We start from the raw sequence: 20,765 nt of genomic DNA, 5'->3' as shown, positions 1-20,765 counted from the left end.
AGGAGATCCGATGGCACGCAACTACTTCGGCGGTACCTCGGCTGACGTCGCAGAAGACGAGGCTGGTTCCCGACTTCCCAACCTCCCCGGCCGGGTATACCTGACCGCCACCGACCCCGACCCCGTCAAGGACGTCCTAGGCCCCAACGACGAGCCCCTGGACGGCCTCCTCTCCGACGAGCGCGGCATGATTCCTCAGTTCCAGGGGCCTGACGGAACCGAACAGCTCTGGGTTGACTTCGGCAAGGGCCGCACCATGCTGACCGCCAACAACGTCGGCCTGCGCTTCCGATCGCACCTGTTGCCGAATGCCGACCCTCACGGCGACCGCGCCTACGCACGTGAGCTTCTGGATCAGGCCGTACTAAAGACCGGCCGAAATGACTGTCGGACGATCCCATCTGATGCACTGTTCAACGTTGATGTACCCGCCGGCACCAACGACGTAATCCGCATGAATCGTGACGGAAAGATAGGCACGAGCCTCAAGTCCAGTGGCGCTCTCTACCTTGATCCATTCAGCGATAACACTGCACTGGTCATTAACAGTACCAACATGACCGACGCCAAGCCGTTGATCACCTTGAACGGGAGCACACCTTCCACGCTCCGAGTCATGAAGAACGGTGACATCCGAACCAGCGGCGCCTTGATTTCCGCCTCACCGGTTCAGGCTCCGAATGTAGGCGACGCCCGCGTATTCTCCGGTCCTGCTGATCCCGCCACGCTGGGAATCACGCTCCGACCCGGTGACGTTTGGGTTTCCTATGGCGTCTAACTACAACCGCGTAATGCAGTGGACCGGTACAGCCTGGCGCGAGGGTACGAAGAAGATGTGGGACGGGTCCAAATGGACCGACAAGCCCGCGGTGAAGGTCTGGGACGGACAAGCGTGGATGTTCAAGTACCCGGATCCAGTTCAGTATCCGTCCTTCCAGGCAGCCAACGGGGCACCCAAGGAGGACAGTGAGTATCGGACGTACAAGCTCCCCACAGGCGTCCGCCTTGGGGACTTGGTGGTATCCATCTGCGTCGCCAGGAACGATATGCCGCAGCTCCTGAACCCCACCCTGTCCATACCGCAGACGAAACGGCTGGCAACTGGGTCCTGGATCGCCTGCGTGGTTTTCCGGTACGACGGGCCACGGGAGTTGAGCGACGGCGAGTCAGTCAGGTGGCGCATCCCTGCGGGGGGTGACTCGACGGTCGTCAATTATGTATACCGGTTCGCGAGCACAATGAATCTTCCTGTCACCCCCCTACAAGAGATCAAGGAATACAAGAACGTATTCGAAGTTCCGATGAACTCTCCTCGCGGAAATACATCTCTCTTCACTGTCATTTCCGAGTCCAAGAATCTTTCTACAGTTCAGTTCCCGGAGGGTCTGATTTCGCGCCATTCCATCGGGGGAAAGTTCGGCGAGAATCAGATACGAGTCCACGCGGCTGACACACCGGGTTCAGGGGCAAGCGTAGGCACCGCAAAACTCGATACGACAGTGCCGGCCGCAGCGGTAGTCACCATCAAGATTCCCGGGGCTGATGACGGCCTCCCAACTTGGATCCTGGGCGACGCAGCGGCTTCTGTACTCGGCAAGACTACGTATCTCCAGTGAGGTGAACTATGCCTAAACCGACTCTCACGAAGTGGCAGTCCCGAGAGATTCCCAGCCCCTCCCTACTGAATGCCCGCCTGACGTTGCCGCAGAAGTACTACGCCAAGATGCCGTACTTCTCGGCCCGTGGCGTTAGCGTTGGAAGCTCATTCCCTGGTGGAGTTCCGCCGAATCAGGCCCTCATGGCGGGCCAGCGTCGGGATGTCACCTGGGACAGTTCTCGACATAACCTAAACGGATTTACCAGTGGCGACAATATCCGATACCGAATACCCGAAGATGGCGTCTACCACGTCACCTTCAACGCCTCGGTGTGGGGGAACACTGTCCGCAACGTGGGAGAGAACCTGAATGCCTACATCACCGCGGAGGGTTCGACCGGGCAGGGCGCTACCGGAGTCATCGCTCATACGACGTACCAGCATCAGCAGGCCAACGGCTACACAACCATCCGCGTCAGCGTGACCGAATACTTCACCAAGGGAAGCTCTGTTCGCGCGCAGATCTATCTTGACTCAGGAGCTACGGGCACATGGGGAATCGCCGCTAACAACTACGACGCCAATTTCAATGCTTTCATGATCAGCCCGAGCGACAACGGCTGGGCACAGCCGGCCGTCAAGCCTCCCTCGCTGTCCGCGTGGAAGGACGACAGGGTTGTAAGCGTCTCGGACATGAACGAGACAAGCCGCGATGTCTTTGCCCACCTAGAGAACAGACCACGCTTCACGGCCCGAGGCACGTCCTTCAATGTCGCATCCGGCCAGGAGAAGGTTGCCCTCTCCTGGTCCGGAATGTACGCCAACGATCCGGGTTTCGTGCTGCAACGGCTCACCGACGGATATGCGGACCAAACCGCAATCACAGTCCCCTACTCGGGGATGTATCTGATCCACTTCTTCTGTTCAGCGAAACACGCGGATGGCACGGAAGCTGCGTCTTACGGCTTTCAGTTCAAGATATACGGGAATAGCGATGAAGCCCGAATCCTTTCCCAGAATAGTACGACCCGCATCAACCAGGACTGTTCCGTTGCCGTGGACGACCTTGTCTACCTGACGGCCGGCGAAGTGTTGAACGTCCGCTTCTACGGCTGGGGGGCAAATACCCGCTGGGTGAGCGGGGACGGCGACGGTCGAATCAGCACCTTGGGAGCCGTCTACATGGGGGCCTAAATGCTCACTTACCCTTCCTGGTCCTCCCGGCAACTCCTGTCGGCGGTGGACATCAATCCGTACACCTACGTGAACAATCAGCAACTGACCAGTCCCAGCGCCTTCCGCGTGAAGGGTCTGGATTCTCTGGCCAACTTCTCCGCCAGAACCGAAGCTAAGTGGGACACCTGGGACTTCCAGAGGCAGGGTTGGACGTCTCCAAATATGGCCAAGTTCCGTTGCCCGTCGACTGGCACTTATTTCATCGCATCCAACCTGACCTTTCGCCCGCCGAGCGACATGGACGGCAAGAAGTCCGCGATGCTCGACAGTGTGGTCACCGTTCAAGCCCCACAGGACGACAGCACGAATGACGTGCTCAAGGCCCTGAACAGCACGAAGATTATCGGTTCCTACTTGAGTATAAATTGCTCCGGTTTGGTCCACCTCATCGAGGGCTCTTTCGTGTCCGTCCGCGTGGCCGGCTGGGGTGGCGAGTGGACCAAGGCCGCCTCCGAGAACAAGAGCTCTTCCATGAACTCCTTCGCTGCGGTTCAAATCGCTCCCGACGCAAAGGGGTTGGCAGGTTGAACACCACCACACTCATTCTCAATACCTTCGGCCTATGCGGCATCCTCGCCACCATCGTCGGCGGCTTCGTTGTCGTGCGAGCCACGAAGGAAGCCAAGACCGCCGAAGTTTGGAAGGCCGAGGCCGAAGCGCAGAAAGCCCGCGGAGACCGGCTAGAGCTGGACCTGACCGAGATCAAGGACCGCCTCAAGCGGATCGAGCAGGAGAACGCCCGGCTCATCCAGATACTCACCGCGATCGATCCCGAACGGCTGGTCGTTCTGCGCCGAAACGAATGAACTAACTAACCGCTGCTGGTTAGTTCACGCATAGGGCCGCCCATCAGGGCGAGCCCTTTTTTCATGCCCGAAAGGCGGAAACATGAGTCAGGTCACGCAGGTTCTATCCATAGCGAAGAACGAGGTCGGCTACCGCGCGGAACGCGCAGCCGGTGAACGGCCCTCGGGGCACCAGAAGTACTCCCCACAGGTCCCGGGCCTTGAATGGTCGAACTATCAGCCTTGGTGCGCAACTTGGACGAGTTGGGTTGCCATGAAGGCTGGCGTCGCCAGTCTCTTTCCCCGTACCGCTAGCGTCTGGACCGCGATGGAGTGGTTCAAGCAGCGGTCCCGCTGGAGTGAGTATCCCGCTGTGGGGGCCCAGGTCATTTACGGCACCTCGGGCAGTACGCACACCGGACTTTGCTACGCGTACGACGACACCTACATCTACACCTACGAGGGCAACACCAGCCTCTCCAACGACGCGAACGGCAACGGCGTCATGGCCCGCAAGCGTCTTCGCCGAGATTCCTACGTCCACGGCTACGGTCTACCGCAGTACAGCGAGGGCATCGTCACCGCGGACCCCTCGAAGAAGGGCAAGCCTGGCTTCGCGTACGCGGCTACCGCTTCGACGCCGGCCTCCGACTCGGGCGGCTCCACTGGTGTCCCGAGCGGCAAGTACAAGGTGAGCAAGGGGCAGACTCTCGGGGCCGTAGCAGCCCTGCTCGGTGTCTCCCTGGCGGCCCTCCTTGCAGCCAACCCGGACATCAAGAACCCGGACGTGGTGTACCCGGACCAGGAGATCAACGTTCCGGCGAAGCCCGCTACGCCCACCCCGACCGAGAAGCCGACCGAGAAGCCGACCGTGCCTCCGCAGAAGCCGGAGCCTTCCACGCCTCCGGCCAGTGGGGGCACCTACACGGTTACCAAGGGTGACTCACTCTCCTCGATCGCCGAGCGGTTTGGCGTGAGCCTGGCCCAGCTCACGAGCTGGAACGAGGGCCTGGCCGCCAACCCGCATCTGATCTACCCCGGCCAGAAGGTGAAGGTCCAGGCAGGCAAGCACGCTGCCACCCCGATCGCAGTGAAGGAACCGAAGACCCGTGAGTATGCCCGCCCCTCGAAGCCTGTTGCGCCTGCGATTCAGAAGCCCTCGCAGGATGACCGTTTGGCACGAATTGAGCGCGAGCTCCGAGAGGTCAAGGACAAGCTCAGCGAAGTCTCCGAGAAGCTCGACAAGGTGACCCCCAAGCCCGATCCGAAGCCTTCGGAAAAGCCGAAGCCGGATGTCGAGGCCAAGCCGAAGGAGCCGAAGCCGGACGTGCCAGCTCCGGTCCATCCCGAGGTCTCCAAGCCCACAGACGTCCCCGTTGTCCCCCAGCTCGTCATCCCGACCCCGGAGGTCACCCATGTTCCGTAAGCACGTCGTGCGCCTGCTTGGCGCCCTGGCCGCCCTCACTCCGTGGCTGGTAATCCAGTTCCCGGACATCCCCTGGGAGGCACTGATCCCGTTCTCGCTCGCACTGCTCGGTGGTGCCGAGGTCGCACAGCGCGTCGAGGACCGTAAGACGGAGACCGCACTCTTCGAGCCCTCCCCCGAGGAATCCGCCTCCGCCGCACACCTTCGACTCGCCCTCTACGAGGCGGGACTTGCAGTCTCGCCCAGCACCTCGAAGGCACCTCTCCTCGATCGAGAATGAACTAACTAACCGTGGTACATAGGTTGGTACAAAATGGATAGCAAAAAAGGCCGGGACCCCGTCAGGGGTCCCGGCCTTTTTTATTTGGTCAGACGGTCAGTCCTTCCACTTACCATCGGACCACTTCCTGACCAACATGGAAAAGCGGCCCTGCACGATGCGTGCGGGCCGCTTCTGTGGCATCTGGTCCGGACTCACAGGAGCCCAGCAAGCGGGTTAGCGCCCTCCTCCTTCGGAGGTTCGACCGCCTTCTTCGCGGCTGCCTTCCGCGGGGCCGTCCTCCGTGCCGGCTCGCTCGCCTTCGTGGAGGGTGGCGGTGTAGCAGCGGTCTTCCGCTGCGGCGGGACTACGGTCAGCTTGGGCCGCTCCTCCGCCTCCGTCTGCTCCTGGGCCTGCTGGACGGCTGGCCGCTCATGCTCGCGCGTCGCGTCCACGAACCTCACCACCACGGGCTTCGGACCCCCCTTGGCGGAACCCGCTCGCTTCTCCATGACGACATCAGGCATCGCCTCGATGGCGGCCTCCATCGAATCGGCGTTACCTCGCGTACCGAGGGACCGCAGGATCAGGGTCCGCGTCGCCTCACCCCCATAGCGGGTCAGCGACTCTCGAATGATCTGCTCGACAGACTTCATCTGCCTCCCGGTGCCCTGCTGCGATTCGTTGACGAGCTGTTCCGTGCACGCCATCGAGTACTCGATCATGGCCTCCGCAGCCTCCCACGCCTTGACGGAGATCACCGTCTTGCGTTCGGCGGCCACCAGGAGACAGGCAATCCGCAGAAGGTTCTCGTCGCCGCGCTCGAAGAAGCACGAGACCGCCTCGGGCAGGGACGCCATGCGCGCATCGAACGCCTTCCGATATGCGTCATGCCGATCGGCCGCTTCCGGAGACAGCTCCATCTCGCGAGCCTTTTCCCGTGCCCAGCGGTAGGCCCGGGTGAGGGCCGGCGTCTCCTTCACGGCGTCGAGCGGCCTCTTGACGCTCGAAGGCAGAGACTTCGACTGGGACACCACGAAGTGTGGGATGCGGTTGAAGGCACCACCGAGAGCAAATTCGGGCTTGACCAGGGGCGCCCATCGACCCGGCTGAATGTGCACGTGGTAGCCGAGAAGGGGTACGTCGATCCTCTGCTCCTCGCGCTTGCCGCCCTTGCCCTTGGTCGTGTTGACGACCGCTTCGCCATCCCAGGCGTTGATCAACTGGTCATGGTAGGTCGCATCGCGATTAGCCCTCTTGAGGACGGAAGCCCATTCGCCTTCCGCGATCATTACCCGCCCGTCCCTGCCCTCCTCCGAGGTAAGGGACTCCTGCTCGACCTCGAAGAGGGCCGTCACCAGGGACGGCCCGCTGCTGATGCCCTTGCGCATCCGGGTACCGAGGAAGCTTCCGATGGAGGGGTCCAGGACCGCTCGCGCTGTAGCGAGCGCGAAGCCCTTGCGTCCCACCCTTGTCCGGCCTACAAGCGCCGACCAGAAGACGGTCGGCCGGCCTGACGGCTGGAATACCTTGCCGGCCACCGCAGCGGACCAGAGAGACAGCGTGGCGGCGTACACACCGATCGGGTCCGCCTCCGAGTGCGGCATTGCCGCTGCGACTGCCTTGCCCAGGGGGCCGTACTGCATCGCCTTGAACGTGGTCACTTTTACTTCTCTCCCCTAAGCCGCGACGGCCGCGACAGAACCGAACAGATCCTCGAAGTAGGCCGCGAACTTATCGCCGTGCTCCTGGCACAGGTCGTAGCTCACCGAGCCTATAGCAAGCTCGATCACCCCTATTTGCTCTCTCCCTTTAACTGAGCAGGCGTCACAAACGACCGCTTCGACCACTTTCCGCGCCATGCGTCCTCCTATGACCGATAGACCATGGCCAAAAGGCCGTCCTTTCGGACGACCTTTGACCAAAAACCATCGGTTGGTTATGCGTTGTCCCTCTGTACGCGAACGCCGTACGCGTACCGGCCGAAGGGCGTGATGAAGTCATCGCCGTCGATGAACTCGAAGTTCAGGAGCCTCGCGCCCGAGGTTCCGATCCCCTTGATCTTTCCGTTCTTGACCGGGATGTCTCCGGCGAGCTGGCCAAGTACGTTGAGGTTGAAAGGTGTAAGGGCGTCGATTCGCTCCATGAGCGTCATCTCTGCGATCTTGTGCGTCCGCTCGCACCCGGAGCCCTCACGCTTCGCCCAGTTCTTCTCTCGCCCGGCAGGAACGGGCAGCTCCTTGTAGTGGTTGGCCGCCTCCTCCTCGCTCACGATCAGGTCGACAGCATCAGATGCCGTTACCTCACGCTCGATGCCGTTCGGCTGCGACGCCTGGCCACCGGCCAGGGTCGTCCTGTACGCCTGCTGCACGTCCAGAGGGATGCGCCCCCGGTTGGACAGCGTGTACCCCTGCGTCTTGGCCCAGGCCCGGACGGCCTTCGCGTCCAGGGCGTCACCTTCACGAGCGGAAGGGCGGGCCGCGGGACGGCCGGCCTGGGCCTGGTGGTGCTCCACGCGCCGTGCGGCCCCCTTGTACGGGGCGAGCAGTTCCCGGAGCGTGTCCGCGTTCGCGTCGGTCAGGTCGATCTCGTACAACGTCCCGTCGATCCCGAAGAACACCGTTCGGATCTCGTAGGGGTTGGTGGTCTCGGTGCCGTCAAGGTCGTCTATGTAGGTCGTGATCTGCTTCGTGGCCATGGTGTGTCCCTCTGTTCGTCCGATCGTGTTTCGATCAGCCATGACGAAGGGCCCGGCCGAAGCCGGGCCCTCATCAAAGCCACCGAAGCCGGTTAGCCGTACTTCTCCTCTTACTTTCCTTGGACTGGGTTGGGGTGTTCGGCATCAGGGCCGGGGCAGTGGCGGACTGTGCACCAGTGCAGGCCCGCGAAGGTGGCACCGCCCCAGGCGACCAGGGCACCAGCGGCCAGCCCTCGGGCGAGCGCGTTGAACGCCTTCGCCGTCTGTCCGCGCTTGGTCGACCGGAACTGCAATACGTCGCCATGTGACCCGACGATCGTGGCGGACTCCGCCGCGATGCGGATCAACTCCTCCGGCGATCGAGAGGCGAGCTGCGTCATGTGCAGCGGGACCGCCGCACGAAGCGACTCGACCAGGACCACGTTTTCGGCTGCGGCCTCCATCACTGCGGCCTCCCCTTGCGTACTTCCCGCATGGGAATGGAATGCTCGTGACCACCGGTCAAAATGGTTCCGTCATCGTGGTAGGTGCGAGGCGTCCGGATTGCGAGCGTCATGATCCGAGCTTGATGCTCGTCTTTCATGTGGCGGACCGTGCCGCCTACGACGTGCCCGCATACCATCTCGCCTGTGTAGACATCGGGGCCGTGTACGAGAATCCCGTACCACTGCACAAGCACCGTGGGCGTGATCATTCGGGCTTACCTGCCTTCGTCCACTCGTGGTGCCAGTGCTCAGGGTCCAGGGAACGGCCGGCCTCGGCGCTGGCCTTGGCCCATGCCGCGTGACTCTCGGGGTAGTACACCCGCCAGTCGTCCACGAACCTCATGGCCCAACAAAGCGAGTCGAGTCGTTCCGACAAGTCGGCCTCGACCAAGTAGGCACGGCCGTTGGTGTCATAGACCCACTTCTTCGATCCGGGGGCGGAAGCTCGCCAGGAGTCGGCAGCGTTACGGATCACTGTTTGTTCAGTCGGTCGCACTTCATCGCTCCAGTTCGACCGGATCGGCAGCGAAGAACTTCACGTAGAGCGCCTTCAACTCAGCGCGTCGCGCTCGACGTTCCGGACGGTTGGACGTGCCGGGGAGGACGGCCACCACGCGATCCAGCAACAGATGAAGCGTCCGCCTTCGGATGTGTACGGCGCATCGCTCACACGCCGCCCACGGCTCGGAGAACACATGTGTGTTGGGTCCCTGGATCATCACGATTGCTTTTCGTGTCTCGAAGATGGCCGCCGTGGTACCGGCAGAGCAGAAGTCGCAGATCTCGGCCAGCCGTTCAGGGTCGACGGGAACAGGTGCCGGATCGTGATCCCAGGTGACCCCCTGCCAATCCGGGTGGCGGAAGGACACATCGCGGAAGACCGTCCCCACATGCTGATTCAGCGCGACGCAACAAACGTCACACATTCGACGGTCGGGGGCGAAGAAGTTCATGCGGCGACCCCATCGAGAATGAGCGCGGTCCGGGAGTCGAGGAAGGCGGACACCGCTTCCTTCACCAGCATTTCAGCCACGGCAGGCGGGCAGTGGTAGCCGTTCGCGGCTATGCCACACATTCCCCAGACCACCTCCATGTGAGCCATGCGGTCATCGTGCGTCGGCTGGTGCGCAGCCTCTTCCGCTTCCTCGCGCACCGCTGCGCGGTCACCCTCATACGCCTTCATGCGTCCCACTGTGTAAGTTCCTTCCCTGCTTCGAAGTGAGTCATTAGAGACTCGAAACCAGGGGCTCACATTCCAACTTGAGCCCCTGACTTCCAGCCGCTATGCCTCAGTAGTCCCGGACGAAGTGCCAGGTACCCGCACCCTCGTAGAGCGCAGTCTCACCACAGATCAGCCGTTCCTCGGCCTCACTGACTGCGATAGCCCGCATGTGACTGTGATACTGCTTCGGAAGCTCATCCCAGAAGTGGTCTTCCTCCGCCAGGATGTACGCGGCGTATGCGTTCTCTTCCGGCCCAATCTCTTCTGTGACCGTTCCGATGAACCGGTCTTGGCACGTCTCGTAGAGGTCGGCGACATCGACGTCCCCATGGAAGTGGCGGACAATCACGGCCGGGAAGTCATCCAGAGCGAGCGCAATCAAGTGCAGATCTTCCAAGGACTCGTACTCGCCGAGTTCCAGGCCCCCGAAATCGTCGTAGTCATGTATCGCAAACTCTTCCGCCCCCGGTATCGGCGAGGCGTCCAACATGAGCTGAATCTCGTGACCGATTGAGTCCGGGTCTTGGGTGGCATCGATCCATTCGCCGTGAAGGATTCCGTTGTTGTAAGACGCGAGACAGGCGGCGTAAATCTGGTGCATGGTTAGCGGACCTTCCAAACATCCTTGAGTGGGATCACGTTCATATCGTGCGAGCGCTCTACAGGCGCCGTATCGTACGAGCCCTGAATGACCACGTGCGTAATGTTGTCGCGTTTCATTTTGGGTGCGCCGTAAATGACTCCCCGGATCGTTCCGGCGAGTTTGTGTCCGAACATCGACCGGTACCTGACTGGCATACCGATTTGAACGCTTGCGGGGGTTACCATCCCGACCACCACGAGCGAACCTCTTCGGGCTCTTCCTCGTAGTTCTCCCGGATCACTTCATCAAGCGACGCGTTCGGATTTTCGAGGACGTGCAGGACCGCATTTACGACCATGTTCATCAGGTCCTGATCACGTTCTGATCCGGCCAGCTCTTCCGCAACGAGATCCACGCCAGCGTTCACCGCCGTCGAGATATCTTCCCGAGTCCAGACGTAGACCGTCTTGTGAACTCCAGCCCGAAGCGTTCCCGCATGCTTGCCCACTTTCACGATTGAAGGCGCGAGCGCTTCGAGAGCTGTCCCACGGCCGGCCTGGGGTTCCTGGTGCATCAGTGTCACTGTCTTACTCTCCATCTCGTACGAGCGGTGCATGGCCGTGCATGATTGCGATGTGTTTCAGGTAGGTCGCGATACTCTTGCCGAGCGAGGAGTCCGCCTCTTCATCTGCGAGGTCACTCGCATCGCAGGCATTTTCAGCCCAGACATGGAAGACCACCGGGTCGTCATGTCCACCGGTGGCGCGGACCTTATCCGCCCCCTCCTCCCACCAATCCGATTCCCAATCCATGACTACGGTGTAGGGCCGCTGCGAACCAACGCGCATCACGCACCGTCCTTCAAGGTCACGTCGTTTATGTATCGCTCGTCGGCATCGTCGTAATAGCGGTGCTCCTCGGATACAGGAAGGGCCTCCCAGAAGTCCCAGGCCGCTTCGGTGGCCTCTTCCTCGCTTTCCGCCTCGACCTCAAATCGATATGTCACCTGCTGGACATATTCAACTGCGTACGTCTTCATGATCAGCGGCCCTCAATCCACGTACCGGTTTCGTCCATACGTGCCGCACCTGTCAGGAATCCAGCCGCCTCACTGCGCCCCTTCATGGGCACATAGATTCCAACATGGTCACCCTTCACATACTGAATCAACCCGCGATAGGTACCAGCCTGACGACGGCTGTACTCGCAGTACGGAAGTCGCACCTGCACCCGCTTCCCGTAGGTCAGCTTTTCGCGGTCCATCTGATTCAGGTGAGTTGTCTTCATTGACTTACCCTTTCGTTCGCACTCTCGCCTGCCTGAGAGTCCATAGCCGCGCCCGCATGTCACATTCCAACTTGCGGGCCCGACTAAAGGCCATCAGCTATGCAGCCATTCGGTAGGGGTAGCGAGCCCTGGAGCACTTGACGCAAGCCCGCATCATGACTTTCACTTCTGCGACGCTTCCATACGATCCGGAATGCTTGAGCGTGTCGACGTAGACACTCAAGCAATCACAGTCGCCTTCGGCGTAATCCTCTGTGCAACCCCAGCAGAGCGCACTAACCTTTTCCGTCTTCAACCACTCATCACAGTGCAAGCACTTCTGATACCCGAGATACCCCATCGCATCTTCTGCGTCGCATGATGAGCAGTTAGAGCAATGCGGGACCTCAGGCATATTGTTGATGACGTCCCCAGGCTCAACACCCGTGGGCAAGGTATATTGGTCCGCAATCATCGCGCACGCACCGTCCCACTCCAGTTCGGACAGTCGCTCATCATCGAGAATGGGATACCCGGCCAACTTGTTGGATATCTGGCGGGCAATCCTTAGTCCTCGGATGTCGCCAGCATCGAAGGCAACCAGGCCGCGCCAGTCCCAATGCTCGACTCCGGCCGCGTCAAAGGCAGCGTGCGCGGCCTCCGCGTTGACCCTGATTACATTCTCTCGACAGTCGCAGTTGTAGTAGCCCCCCGAATTCCAATCAGACAGGGGTGACCCGTCCGAGTCTTCGATAAGTCCGAACCCCTTGGCTACAGTGAGACCTTCCGCGCTGTCGCGCATGTCCCACATGCCATACATTCCGAACTCCCCGCCACCATAGGTGTGCGGCGAACGCTCGGCATACTCACGGGCGAATCGGCTGATGCGAAAGCCCTTACGGGGCGAGTCGTCCGCAATCTTTCCCATGGTTGCTCCCTTGTTTTCCTCGCTACGAGCTAGCGAGCCATAGCCAGTCTCACATTCCAACTTGTGAGCCTGACTAAGGCGCCCTAGATCACTCGTCACCAGTCAGGCATGCGTTACCCATGCCATCTTCGATGCGCTCTCCCGACGGTCGACACAGGGCATCCGTGAAGCCATCGTTGTACGTCGCTACCACATCAGCCTGAATCGCTGTTTCTGCATACAGATATCCCCCCATGAAGGTCAGGGTGGAGAACATGAACACACACAGCATGAGTACGGCCCTGTCGCGCATCCTGCATGCCCCTCTCGCTTGTTCTGAGTGCCTTACTGTCACTCACCCCCACACATCCACTCTCAGACGCTTAGAGACGCACTGCGGGCCGTTGCTCATGGCTTTGGTCCTGTGCGCTGGATACGTCGTATCGATTGGGTGTGTGAGAGTCAATCTCAGTAGTGCATTGATCTATCCATGCCGGGGCGATCACATCCCGCTATCCGCTCACTCTCCTATGACGTACTCCGAACCACGCTGCAACACATGCAGATATAGGGACGGGCGCTCTAGGTTCATCCCGGTTATTCGCTTCGCCGGGTGTGGCCTATGTGATGTTCCTAGTCGGTTTCCCTGTAAGCCCCAGGGGCTCTTACACAGGGACCTATTCCTAGTACCTAGGTTGTGGTCCGTACTGCCTTTGGGAGCCGTTCTAGCGCTCCTGTCGCGGCCCTGACGCCCGGATTCAGATTCAGGCTCCGTATCCACATCCCCGCTTGGCGGGTGGGTCTCGGTTGGCCTTTCCGGTCGGTGTCTCGCTGACAAGAAGAACACTGTCACACTCCAACTCGACTGTCCACCTCACGCACGCGTCAACGTTATGTATCACTGTTTGTATCAATAGGCTCCGAGACCTTGTTATCAAAGGAGACGCACGCGAAACCACACAACAGGCTCAATGTCAATAGTGAAACGAATGATTACCGTCACATAAATAAGGCGATAGATGCATAGTGGATGCGGCCTGTCTATGTGGAGACACCACAATGCATGGCCTTACCCTCTAGCCACTTCCTACACAATGCGCTTACCTAGAAGCCCGTGCCCCATAGTGACGCAATACACATCTCTACTGCCCTCTAGCGCATTCCTTCGTGTGCTAGCGCGTCAATAGAATATGACATTCGCCACTCCATATCGATACGTAACGACACTGCGCGCGGAGTGCGTATCTCGTAACGCTCCGGATGTGCTCGAATACTTACCGATTACAGTTAGTTCATGCATTCTCAGGAGATATTGGCCGCTAGTTGGAATGTCGCCAGAGGTATTGCGCATTCGCTCGCCGCCTAATGAATGAACTAACTCACGCGCACGCACACACATATACATATGGGGGTAATACCTGTGCATTCATTCAAAGGACCCACCAGGGGTGCCTTCCTCCCATCGTGTACGGGTATGAACTAACTAACCGCGGAAGCAAGAGAGGCGCCTGCCGGCGCCTCTCTGTCCCCTTCGACCCCCCTTACTGTTTACGCAGCCCGAATCCCAGGATCGCCGTGGCGAGTAGATCGTGAATCAACGTCTCCCCTTCTCTCTTCGACGCACACGGGCGCGATTTCTCAACTCCCCCGATATTCACGGTCGCTTGCCACCTTCCGAAGGTGTCCTGATGGACCCTTCCGAGGTTCACCCAGGCTTTTCCATCTTCATCGATCTTGATCCGGTCATCCATGTCGACACCTTATCAAGGTGATCTAGGTCTCATTGGGTTGTTTCGGTGTCCATGCAGAGCCCTTGAGACACCGACATTTCTTGTGAGGGGGTTACATACCCCCGAACAGCCGGGGAGGCGCGAGACCCGCGCCGAGATGGTCACCCAGCTCGTATCCCCACCCCGCCCCGAAGCGGGGGTGGAGGTTGAAGCATCACCCATGAATGAATGAACTAACTGCCACACGAACGTTGATACAAAGTTGAGCCTCGTGAGTATCGAAACCCTTCTCGCAAAGATCATCTTTGGCTAACATCGGGCTATGGAACTCGGTGAACCCATGACGATAGGTGGTAGGTCTCTCCCGCAGCCGGCCTGTGAGGAGCGCAGCGCGGCAGACGTGTTCCTGCTGAACACGCTCGCCAACATCGCGGCATGGCGAGGTGCTGAGGGGGCTTCCAAGGTCGAGGAAGGCGCCCAGGACGAGGTTGCGGTGCGGCTGACCCCTCAAGAGTTCGAGCATGTGATGAGGCTCCTCGCGGGGGACGGTTCGGGCCTCTCCAGGGGGATCTTGGAGGCTGTCACGGACCCCGAGCAGGAGCGTCTAGGCGACGTTTCCGCAGGTGAGTGGGTGTCTCTGCCTCTCCCGACCTCTCATGATGTACTGTCGGAGCCACATTCGTCGCACCGGTCCTCATGGGCCTGGACCCGAACCTGGCCATCATGATGTCCGGCGTCGCGACGGTGATCTTCCTCCTCGCGACGCGCGGCCGGGTCCCCTCCTACCTGGGCTGCTCGCTGTCCTTCGTCGGTGTCGCGGCGGCGATCCGGGCGTCGGGCGGGGACAGTGCGGTCGTCACGGGCTCCGTGTTCGTCGTCGGCGTGGCGCTGTTCCTGGCCGGGCTGGCCGTCCAGCGCTTCGGGGCACGCGTCATCCACACGGCGATGCCGCCCATCGTGACGGGTGCGGTGGTGATGCTGATCGGCTTCAACCTGGCTCCGGTGACGGCGTCGACGTACTGGCCGCAGGACCAGTGGACGGCGTTGCTGACCATGCTGTTCACCGGGTTCGCCGTGGTCTGCCTGCGCGGCTTCTGGTCGCGCATCGCGATCTTCCTGGGGCTGGTCTTCGGGTACACGGTCTCCTGGCTCTCCGACCTGCTCTTCGGGAAGATCCACTCGACGGTGGGCGGGGAGGCGGCCGTGGACCACTGGCGCCTGGACCTCTCCGGGGTCGCGAAGGCCGACTGGATCGGCCTGCCGTCCTTCCACGGGCCGTCCTTCGAGTGGTCGGCCATCCTCATCGCGCTGCCCGTGGTGATCGCCCTGATCGCCGAGAACGCGGGGCACATCAAGGCCGTGGGCGAGATGACCGGCGACCCCCTCGACGACAAGCTGGGCACGGCCATCGCGGCGGACGGCGCCGCGTCGATGCTGTCCACGGCGGTCGGCGGCCCGCCGAACACCACGTACTCCGAGAACATCGGCGTCATGGCGGCCACCCGGGTCTACTCCACGGCCGCCTACTGGGCGGCGGCCGGATTCGCGCTGCTCTTCGGCCTGTGCCCCAAGTTCGGCGCGGTCGTCGCCGCGATCCCGGGCGGCGTGCTCGGCGGCATCACCGTGATCCTGTACGGGATGATCGGCCTGCTCGGCGCCCAGATCTGGATCAACGGCGGGGTGGACCTGCGCAATCCGCTGAACCTGGTGCCCGCCGCGGCGGGCATCATCATCGGCATCGGCGGGGTGAAGCTCCAGATCACCGACACCTTCGAGCTGGGCGGCATCGCGCTGGGCACGATCGTGGTGATAGGGGGCTATCACGCGCTGCGCTGCTTCGCCCCCGCGCACCTGAAGCCGCAGGAGCCCCTGCTCGACGCGGGCACTTCCGCCTACGACGACGGCGGGGAGGCGGAGGACAAGCCCCGTTGACGGGGTTTCGCCCGAACCGGGGAAGCGTACGGCCAAGTTCCCCGGTTCCGCGTCGGCGCCTGCGACTCTGCCTCCCATGGAAGCGGTGCTGGCGCGGATGCGCGCCCTGGACGAGCGGCTGCCGCCGCAGGACGGTGTCGCCGTCTTCAACCGGGTCTACCTGACGGTGACGGAGACCCTGCACCATCGGATCGAGCACGGGTGTTTCCCGGCTCCCCGGCGGGCGGCGACCCTCAGCGTGCGGTTCGCGGAGCGGTACCTGACGGCGGTGGAGGCGGACCGGGCCCCGGCCTGCTGGCGCCCGCTCCTCCAGTACCGCCGCCACCCCGGGATCCGCCCGCTCCAGCACGCGCTGGCCGGGATCAACGCCCACATCGGGCACGACCTGGCGCTCGCCGTGGTGGCCACGTGCGGCGAGCTGGACTGCGAACCGCGGGCGCTGGAGGCGGACTTCGACCGGGTCGGCGACACGCTGGTCTCGCTGGAGGAGCACATCCGGGAGGACCTGATGCCGGGCCCGGACCTGCTGGAGATCGCCGACCCGCTGACCCACCTGATCGGCTCGTGGAGCCTGGAGCGCGCCCGGGCCGGCGCCTGGGCAACGGCCCGCCTCCTGTGGACCCTGCGGCGCTCCCCCGAACTGGCCGAGGAGTTCACGGCCTCCCTCGACGCGGGCGTGGGCCTGGTGGGCCGCTGCCTGCTGACGCCGACGGCCCCGAAGCCGGCCGCGGTGTACCCCAGCTGACGGCCCCGCCGCGGCTCACCGCGTGTCCTCGAACGGGCGCACCTTTCATCTGTGACCTCTGGTGCGGAGACCTCGAATGGTGCAGAGACCTCGAACAAGTCGCCCGAACCGAGTGTGATGCGGCCGTCGCAGGGCGTGCAAGTGGTTCTGTCGATCATGGCGGGCCTGCGGCGCCCCGGGCATGAGAACGGGCCGCCGGCCCGCGTGCTGACGTGCGCGGGGCGGCGGCCCGTGATCAGGGGCCGGGAGGGGTCAGTCCTCCGGGAGTTCGACCGGGGCGATCTCGTCGTAGACGTCGCCCGGGCCCGGGTTGGTGGCGTCCGTGGAGCCGCCGAGGTGGTGCATGACGCCCCAGACGGCGTTGAGGGCGGTCTGGACCGCACCCTCGGCCCAGCCGGCCGTCCAGGAGATGTCGTCGCCCGCGAGGAAGATGCCGCGCTTGTCCTCGGGGAGGCGGTCCTGCATGAAGTGAGTGAACAGGCGGCGCTGGTAGCGGTAGTGGCCCGGCAGGTTGGCCTTGAACGCGCCCATGAAGTAGGGCTCGTTCTCCCAGGACACGGTGACCGGGTTGCCGATGATGTGGCGGCGGATGTCGACCTTCGGGTAGATCTCGCCGAGGGACTTCAGCATGACCTCCATCCGCTCGTTCGCGGACAGCGGCAGCCACTTCAGGCTGTCATCGCACCAGGTGTACGAAAGGCAGATGACGGCGGGCTTGTCGGGGCCGTTGTCCAGCAGGTAGGTGCCGCGGGTCATGCGGTCGGTGAGGGTCATCGACATGACGTCGCGGCCCGTCTCCTCGTCCTTGTCGAGCCAGAACGGCCGGTCGACGGGGACGAACAGCTTGGACGACTCCATGTAGTGGGTGCGCTCGATCGCCGTCCAGTGGTCGATCGGGAACAGCGTGTCGTCGCACTCGATCTGCGACAGCAGCATCCACGACTGGGCCGTGAAGATCGCGGCACGGTACGTGCGGATGTCGCCGGAGGAGTCGGTGACCGTGATGCGGTTGCCGGCCGTGCGGTGCAGGCGGGTGACCGCCGGGCGCGGGGTGCCGTCGTGCAGGGAGGACAGCGAGGTGCCCTGGGCCCAGTGCACGATCTTCTCGGGCTCGCGCTCCCACAGGCGCAGCGGCAGCTGCTGCGAGCCGCCCACGATGCCGCGGTGGTGGTCGTCGGCCTCGGTGTAGACGACGCGCAGGATCTCCAGGATGGAGTTCGGGAAGTCGGTGTCCCAGCCGCCCGTGCCGAAGCCGACCTGGCCGAAGATCTCGCGCTTGCGGAAGGACTTGAAGGCCTCCGACTTGCAGAGGAAACCGTAGAAGGTCTCGTCGTCGAGCTTCTCGACGAGCTTGGCCCAGATCTCGCGGATGCGCGGGACGTCCCGCTCGCGCATCGCGGTGTTCATGTCGGAGAAGTCGGCGCCCTCGTCGAGGCAGGCGTTCCACGCGGCGGACACGTCGCGGTAGATCTGCGGGAGGTCCGCGATGGTCTCGGCGTAGTGCGTCTCGCCCTTGAGGTCGACGACCGTCGAGGGGGTGGACTCGGCGAGCGGGTTCGGGAAGGGCTCCGTCACCAGGCCGACGAGGTCGATGTAGTGCTGGAGGGCCGTGGAGGACGGCGGGAAGCGCATGGCGCCCATCTCCGCGGTCAGTTCCTCGGTGCCGGCGCCCTCGAAGCCGACGGTGCGCAGCCGGCCGCCGATCTGGTCGGCCTCGTAGACGACGGGCTTGAGGCCCATCTTCATCAGCTCGTACGCCGAGATGATGCCGGAGAGCCCGCCGCCGATGACGGCGACCTCGGTGCCGAGTTCGGTCGCGGGTATCTGACCGAGACCCGCCGGGTGGGCGAGGAAGTCGTCGTACGCGTACGGGAAGTCCGGGCCGAACATGGTGATCGGCGGCTGTCCGTCGCTGTGCGGGACGGCGGTGGTGGGCACCGTGGACGTCATGGGGGTACGTCTCCTTGCGGCAGGGCTGGGGAAAGAGGTCTTAGACGAGGGAGGCGTAGAGCCCGGGGCGTCGGTCCCGCAGATAGGGGTTGGTCTCGCGGGATGCCGCCAGCAGCTCGGGGTCGGCCTCGCCGAACACCAGCTCCTCGCCGCGTCCGGCCCGGGTCCGGGTGACCCCGTCGGGGCTCGCCAGGCAGCTGAGTCCGACGAACTCGAACTCGCCTTCCGGGCCGGTGCGGTTGACGTACGCGATGTACATCTGGTTCTCGAAGGCCCGTACGGGGACGAGCTGTTCGGCGACGAACTGGAACGGGTGCATCTGCGCGGTCGGCACCAGGAGGAGGTCGGTGCCGGCGAGCGCGTGCGCCCGGACGTTCTCGGGGAACTCCACGTCGTAGCAGATCATGATGCCGATGCGGAGGCCGCCGAGGTCCGCCTGGACGACGGGGGTGTCGCCGGGGGTGAAGGCGTCCTGTTCGAAGCAGCCGAAGAGGTGGGTCTTGCGGTAGTTCGCGAGACGCACCCCGTCGGGGCCGATGAGCTGCGCCGCGTTGAAGACGGCGTCGTCCCCCCGCTCCGGGTAGCCGTACAGGACGGCGATGCCGTGACGGCGGGCGATCTCGCCGATGGCGACGGCGGACGGGCCGTCGGCCGGTTCGGCGAGCCCGGGGATGTCCTGGAGGTCCAGCGCGTAGCCGGTCAGGAACATCTCCGAGGTGACGAGGAGCCCGGCCCCGCCCTGCGCGGCACGTGCCGCCGCCTCGTCGAGCGCCTTGAGGTTCTGGGCGGTGTCGCCGAGAACTCCGGAGCTCTGGAGGAGGGCGGTGCGCAGCGCAGGCATGGACTACCTCTGTGACAGGAGGGGTGGGGTCATACGAAGGTACGTTCGCGCGCTCCACCCGGACAAGCCGTGACCGTTGCGCTGCGCGCATCGATTCGTTGCGTGTTCCACGACGGGTGCGGCGATTCGTTGCGCGGGGCCCCCAGAGGCTCTCGGGGAACCCCTGCGGACCTTCGCGGACCCCCTCCGTCGGCCCCTGCTACGCGGCCTTGCGGAAGGCCGGGTGGCCGGCCAGGAAGCGCAGGTCGTCGAGGATGTCGGGGGTGTGGTCCGAGACGACGCGGCCGCTCCAGGTGTCGACGAGGGCCAGGACGGTCCTGGTGCCGTCGAAGTGGTGGCCGGCGGCCTCGTACGCGAGCCGCAGCGCGGTGTACCCGGCCGATTCGATGTCGGAGCCGATGTCGGAGCCGATGTCGGAGCGGACGCCGGAGCCGACGCCGGTGCCCGTGCGGGTGCCGAGGACCGTGGTGGCGACGGAGTCGTCGAGGCCCAGCAGGGCGAGGGCGGCGGCCACCTGCCGGGAGCGGGGACAGTCGGCGCGGAGGTAGAGGCGGTAGCGGTGCGGGACGGGGGAGAAACCGGCCCCGATGCGGCCGCGCGGGGCGGGGGCCGGGCCGGTGCGGGGCAGGACGGTGTGGGACATGGCTCTCCTGGGGTGGCGCGGGCGGCCTGGGCGCACGGCGGCCAGGTCACGGTGGTGGCCTGGGCGGGGCCGCGCCCCGGTGGGGCGGCGCTGCGCAGGCCGGCGCTCCGGGCGCCGTCGCGCACGCCCGGTCCGGGTCACTCGTCTGCGGGAGGGGTCAGCCGCGCGAGCCGAATGCGCTGCACACGCGCAGGAGGTCGATGTGCAGGCGCCGGGTCAGCCACCAGCGCCGCAGGGTCGGGGCTCCCGATTCCGCCGTCCAGGCCGTGTCCACCGGTGCTCCACCCCCGTCCTGTCCTCGGCCTGCCCCAGGCCTGCCCCCGGTCCGTCCCGGCCGCGGCGGCCCGCGTCGCGGCCGCCCGCCTCGCGGTGGCTAGGCTTCCCGGGCCGGGCACGTTCGTCGCGGCCGTCCCCCGCAGTTTCGTGGCGGCGCCCGGGGCCGTCAAGAAGGCGGCCGCGG

General features: G+C 63.5%; 28 protein-coding genes. 10 read left to right on the top strand and 18 right to left on the bottom strand.

The window, feature by feature from the left end:
* The first annotated feature begins 10 nt into the window (after positions 1–10).
* From IF88_RS41885 to IF88_RS0100990, 7 genes are all read left to right on the top strand, one after another.
* Positions 11–778, top strand: coding sequence for a hypothetical protein (locus tag IF88_RS41885; protein ID WP_051836231.1), 768 nt, complete (start codon positions 11–13; stop codon positions 776–778).
* A 13-nt stretch (positions 779–791) separates the two neighbouring features.
* Positions 792–1,616, top strand: coding sequence for a hypothetical protein (locus IF88_RS46345; RefSeq protein ID WP_158754259.1), 825 nt, complete (start codon positions 792–794; stop codon positions 1,614–1,616).
* A gap of 335 nt (positions 1,617–1,951) precedes the next feature.
* Positions 1,952–2,791, top strand: coding sequence for a hypothetical protein (locus IF88_RS0101010; protein ID WP_030706446.1), 840 nt, complete (start codon positions 1,952–1,954; stop codon positions 2,789–2,791).
* Positions 2,792–3,361 (top strand): hypothetical protein, encoded by a 570-nt coding sequence (locus IF88_RS0101005; RefSeq protein ID WP_030706444.1) that lies wholly within the window; start codon positions 2,792–2,794, stop codon positions 3,359–3,361.
* Complete coding sequence (locus IF88_RS0101000) at positions 3,358–3,639, top strand: hypothetical protein (protein WP_234323402.1); 282 nt, start codon at positions 3,358–3,360, stop codon at positions 3,637–3,639. The genes IF88_RS0101005 and IF88_RS0101000 overlap by 4 nt, the downstream gene beginning before the upstream one ends.
* Positions 3,640–3,721: 82 nt before the next feature.
* Positions 3,722–5,044, top strand: coding sequence for a LysM peptidoglycan-binding domain-containing protein (locus IF88_RS42755; protein WP_078892621.1), 1,323 nt, complete (start codon positions 3,722–3,724; stop codon positions 5,042–5,044).
* Positions 5,034–5,324: a hypothetical protein gene (locus IF88_RS0100990; protein WP_063754700.1), complete on the top strand. Its 291-nt coding sequence runs from the start codon at positions 5,034–5,036 to the stop codon at positions 5,322–5,324. Before IF88_RS42755 ends, IF88_RS0100990 begins: the two co-directional genes overlap by 11 nt.
* Positions 5,325–5,518: 194 nt before the next feature.
* Here IF88_RS0100990 and IF88_RS0100985 read toward each other — a convergent pair whose 3' ends face one another.
* The 15 genes from IF88_RS0100985 to IF88_RS46315 form a co-directional block, all read right to left on the bottom strand.
* Positions 5,519–6,967, bottom strand: coding sequence for a hypothetical protein (locus IF88_RS0100985; protein ID WP_051836230.1), 1,449 nt, complete (start codon positions 6,965–6,967; stop codon positions 5,519–5,521).
* Between the two features lie 15 nt (positions 6,968–6,982).
* The gene (locus IF88_RS46340; RefSeq protein WP_158754258.1) at positions 6,983–7,165 is read right to left on the bottom strand and encodes a hypothetical protein; all 183 of its coding nucleotides are present in this window, start codon (positions 7,163–7,165) and stop codon (positions 6,983–6,985) included.
* Between the two features lie 77 nt (positions 7,166–7,242).
* On the bottom strand, positions 7,243–8,001 hold the full coding sequence (locus tag IF88_RS42750; protein WP_063754697.1) for a histone-like nucleoid-structuring protein Lsr2: 759 nt from the start codon (positions 7,999–8,001) through the stop codon (positions 7,243–7,245).
* Between the two features lie 110 nt (positions 8,002–8,111).
* Positions 8,112–8,444 (bottom strand): hypothetical protein, encoded by a 333-nt coding sequence (locus IF88_RS0100970; RefSeq protein ID WP_158754257.1) that lies wholly within the window; start codon positions 8,442–8,444, stop codon positions 8,112–8,114.
* Between the two features lie 247 nt (positions 8,445–8,691).
* A complete protein-coding gene (locus IF88_RS0100960) occupies positions 8,692–8,961 on the bottom strand; it encodes a hypothetical protein (protein ID WP_030706432.1) in 270 nt (89 codons plus the stop codon).
* Between the two features lie 22 nt (positions 8,962–8,983).
* A complete protein-coding gene (locus IF88_RS46335) occupies positions 8,984–9,439 on the bottom strand; it encodes a hypothetical protein (protein WP_158754256.1) in 456 nt (151 codons plus the stop codon).
* Complete coding sequence (locus IF88_RS0100955) at positions 9,436–9,669, bottom strand: hypothetical protein (protein WP_030706430.1); 234 nt, start codon at positions 9,667–9,669, stop codon at positions 9,436–9,438. Before IF88_RS0100955 ends, IF88_RS46335 begins: the two co-directional genes overlap by 4 nt.
* A 106-nt stretch (positions 9,670–9,775) precedes the next feature.
* On the bottom strand, positions 9,776–10,309 hold the full coding sequence (locus IF88_RS41875; RefSeq protein WP_051836229.1) for an antirestriction protein ArdA: 534 nt from the start codon (positions 10,307–10,309) through the stop codon (positions 9,776–9,778).
* A gap of 220 nt (positions 10,310–10,529) precedes the next feature.
* The gene (locus IF88_RS46330) at positions 10,530–10,865 is read right to left on the bottom strand and encodes a hypothetical protein (RefSeq protein ID WP_158754255.1); all 336 of its coding nucleotides are present in this window, start codon (positions 10,863–10,865) and stop codon (positions 10,530–10,532) included.
* A 13-nt stretch (positions 10,866–10,878) separates the two neighbouring features.
* Entirely contained in the window at positions 10,879–11,103 is a 225-nt protein-coding gene (locus IF88_RS0100940; RefSeq protein ID WP_158754253.1) for a hypothetical protein, read from the bottom strand.
* Between the two features lie 35 nt (positions 11,104–11,138).
* Positions 11,139–11,330, bottom strand: coding sequence for a hypothetical protein (locus IF88_RS39895; protein WP_037805401.1), 192 nt, complete (start codon positions 11,328–11,330; stop codon positions 11,139–11,141).
* A gap of 2 nt (positions 11,331–11,332) precedes the next feature.
* The gene (locus IF88_RS0100930) at positions 11,333–11,578 is read right to left on the bottom strand and encodes a hypothetical protein (RefSeq protein WP_158754251.1); all 246 of its coding nucleotides are present in this window, start codon (positions 11,576–11,578) and stop codon (positions 11,333–11,335) included.
* Positions 11,579–11,675: 97 nt separating this feature from the next.
* The gene (locus tag IF88_RS46325) at positions 11,676–12,485 is read right to left on the bottom strand and encodes a hypothetical protein (protein WP_158754249.1); all 810 of its coding nucleotides are present in this window, start codon (positions 12,483–12,485) and stop codon (positions 11,676–11,678) included.
* An 88-nt stretch (positions 12,486–12,573) separates the two neighbouring features.
* Positions 12,574–12,777, bottom strand: a complete 204-nt coding sequence (locus IF88_RS46320) for a hypothetical protein (RefSeq protein ID WP_158754247.1) — start codon at positions 12,775–12,777, stop codon at positions 12,574–12,576.
* 1,228 nt (positions 12,778–14,005) lie between these two features.
* Positions 14,006–14,215, bottom strand: a complete 210-nt coding sequence (locus tag IF88_RS46315) for a hypothetical protein (RefSeq protein WP_158754245.1) — start codon at positions 14,213–14,215, stop codon at positions 14,006–14,008.
* Positions 14,216–14,516: 301 nt separating this feature from the next.
* On the opposite strand from IF88_RS46315, the gene IF88_RS46310 reads away from it, so the two are divergent.
* The 3 genes from IF88_RS46310 (at position 14,517) to IF88_RS0100920 (ending at position 16,871) form a co-directional block, all read left to right on the top strand.
* Positions 14,517–14,921: a hypothetical protein gene (locus tag IF88_RS46310; protein ID WP_158754243.1), complete on the top strand. Its 405-nt coding sequence runs from the start codon at positions 14,517–14,519 to the stop codon at positions 14,919–14,921.
* Positions 14,891–16,126, top strand: coding sequence for a uracil-xanthine permease family protein (locus IF88_RS0100925; RefSeq protein WP_420710890.1), 1,236 nt, complete (start codon positions 14,891–14,893; stop codon positions 16,124–16,126). The genes IF88_RS46310 and IF88_RS0100925 overlap by 31 nt, the downstream gene beginning before the upstream one ends.
* Before the next feature lie 76 nt (positions 16,127–16,202).
* Positions 16,203–16,871, top strand: a complete 669-nt coding sequence (locus IF88_RS0100920) for a DUF5995 family protein (RefSeq protein WP_030706418.1) — start codon at positions 16,203–16,205, stop codon at positions 16,869–16,871.
* Positions 16,872–17,123: 252 nt separating this feature from the next.
* Here the strand turns inward: IF88_RS0100920 and IF88_RS0100915 are convergent, their stop codons facing one another.
* From IF88_RS0100915 to IF88_RS0100905, 3 genes are all read right to left on the bottom strand, one after another.
* Positions 17,124–18,821, bottom strand: a complete 1,698-nt coding sequence (locus IF88_RS0100915; RefSeq protein WP_030706416.1) for a flavin monoamine oxidase family protein — start codon at positions 18,819–18,821, stop codon at positions 17,124–17,126.
* Positions 18,822–18,861: 40 nt separating this feature from the next.
* The gene (locus tag IF88_RS0100910) at positions 18,862–19,662 is read right to left on the bottom strand and encodes a carbon-nitrogen hydrolase family protein (RefSeq protein WP_030706414.1); all 801 of its coding nucleotides are present in this window, start codon (positions 19,660–19,662) and stop codon (positions 18,862–18,864) included.
* A gap of 199 nt (positions 19,663–19,861) precedes the next feature.
* Positions 19,862–20,305, bottom strand: coding sequence for a hypothetical protein (locus tag IF88_RS0100905; protein WP_051836228.1), 444 nt, complete (start codon positions 20,303–20,305; stop codon positions 19,862–19,864).
* Positions 20,306–20,765 lie beyond the last annotated feature (460 nt).

The sequence above is a fragment of the Streptomyces sp. NRRL F-2580 genome (assembly GCF_000720115.1).
Taxonomy (GTDB): Bacteria; Actinomycetota; Actinomycetes; order Streptomycetales; family Streptomycetaceae; genus Streptomyces.
This window is presented reverse-complemented; position numbering and strand designations above follow the sequence as displayed.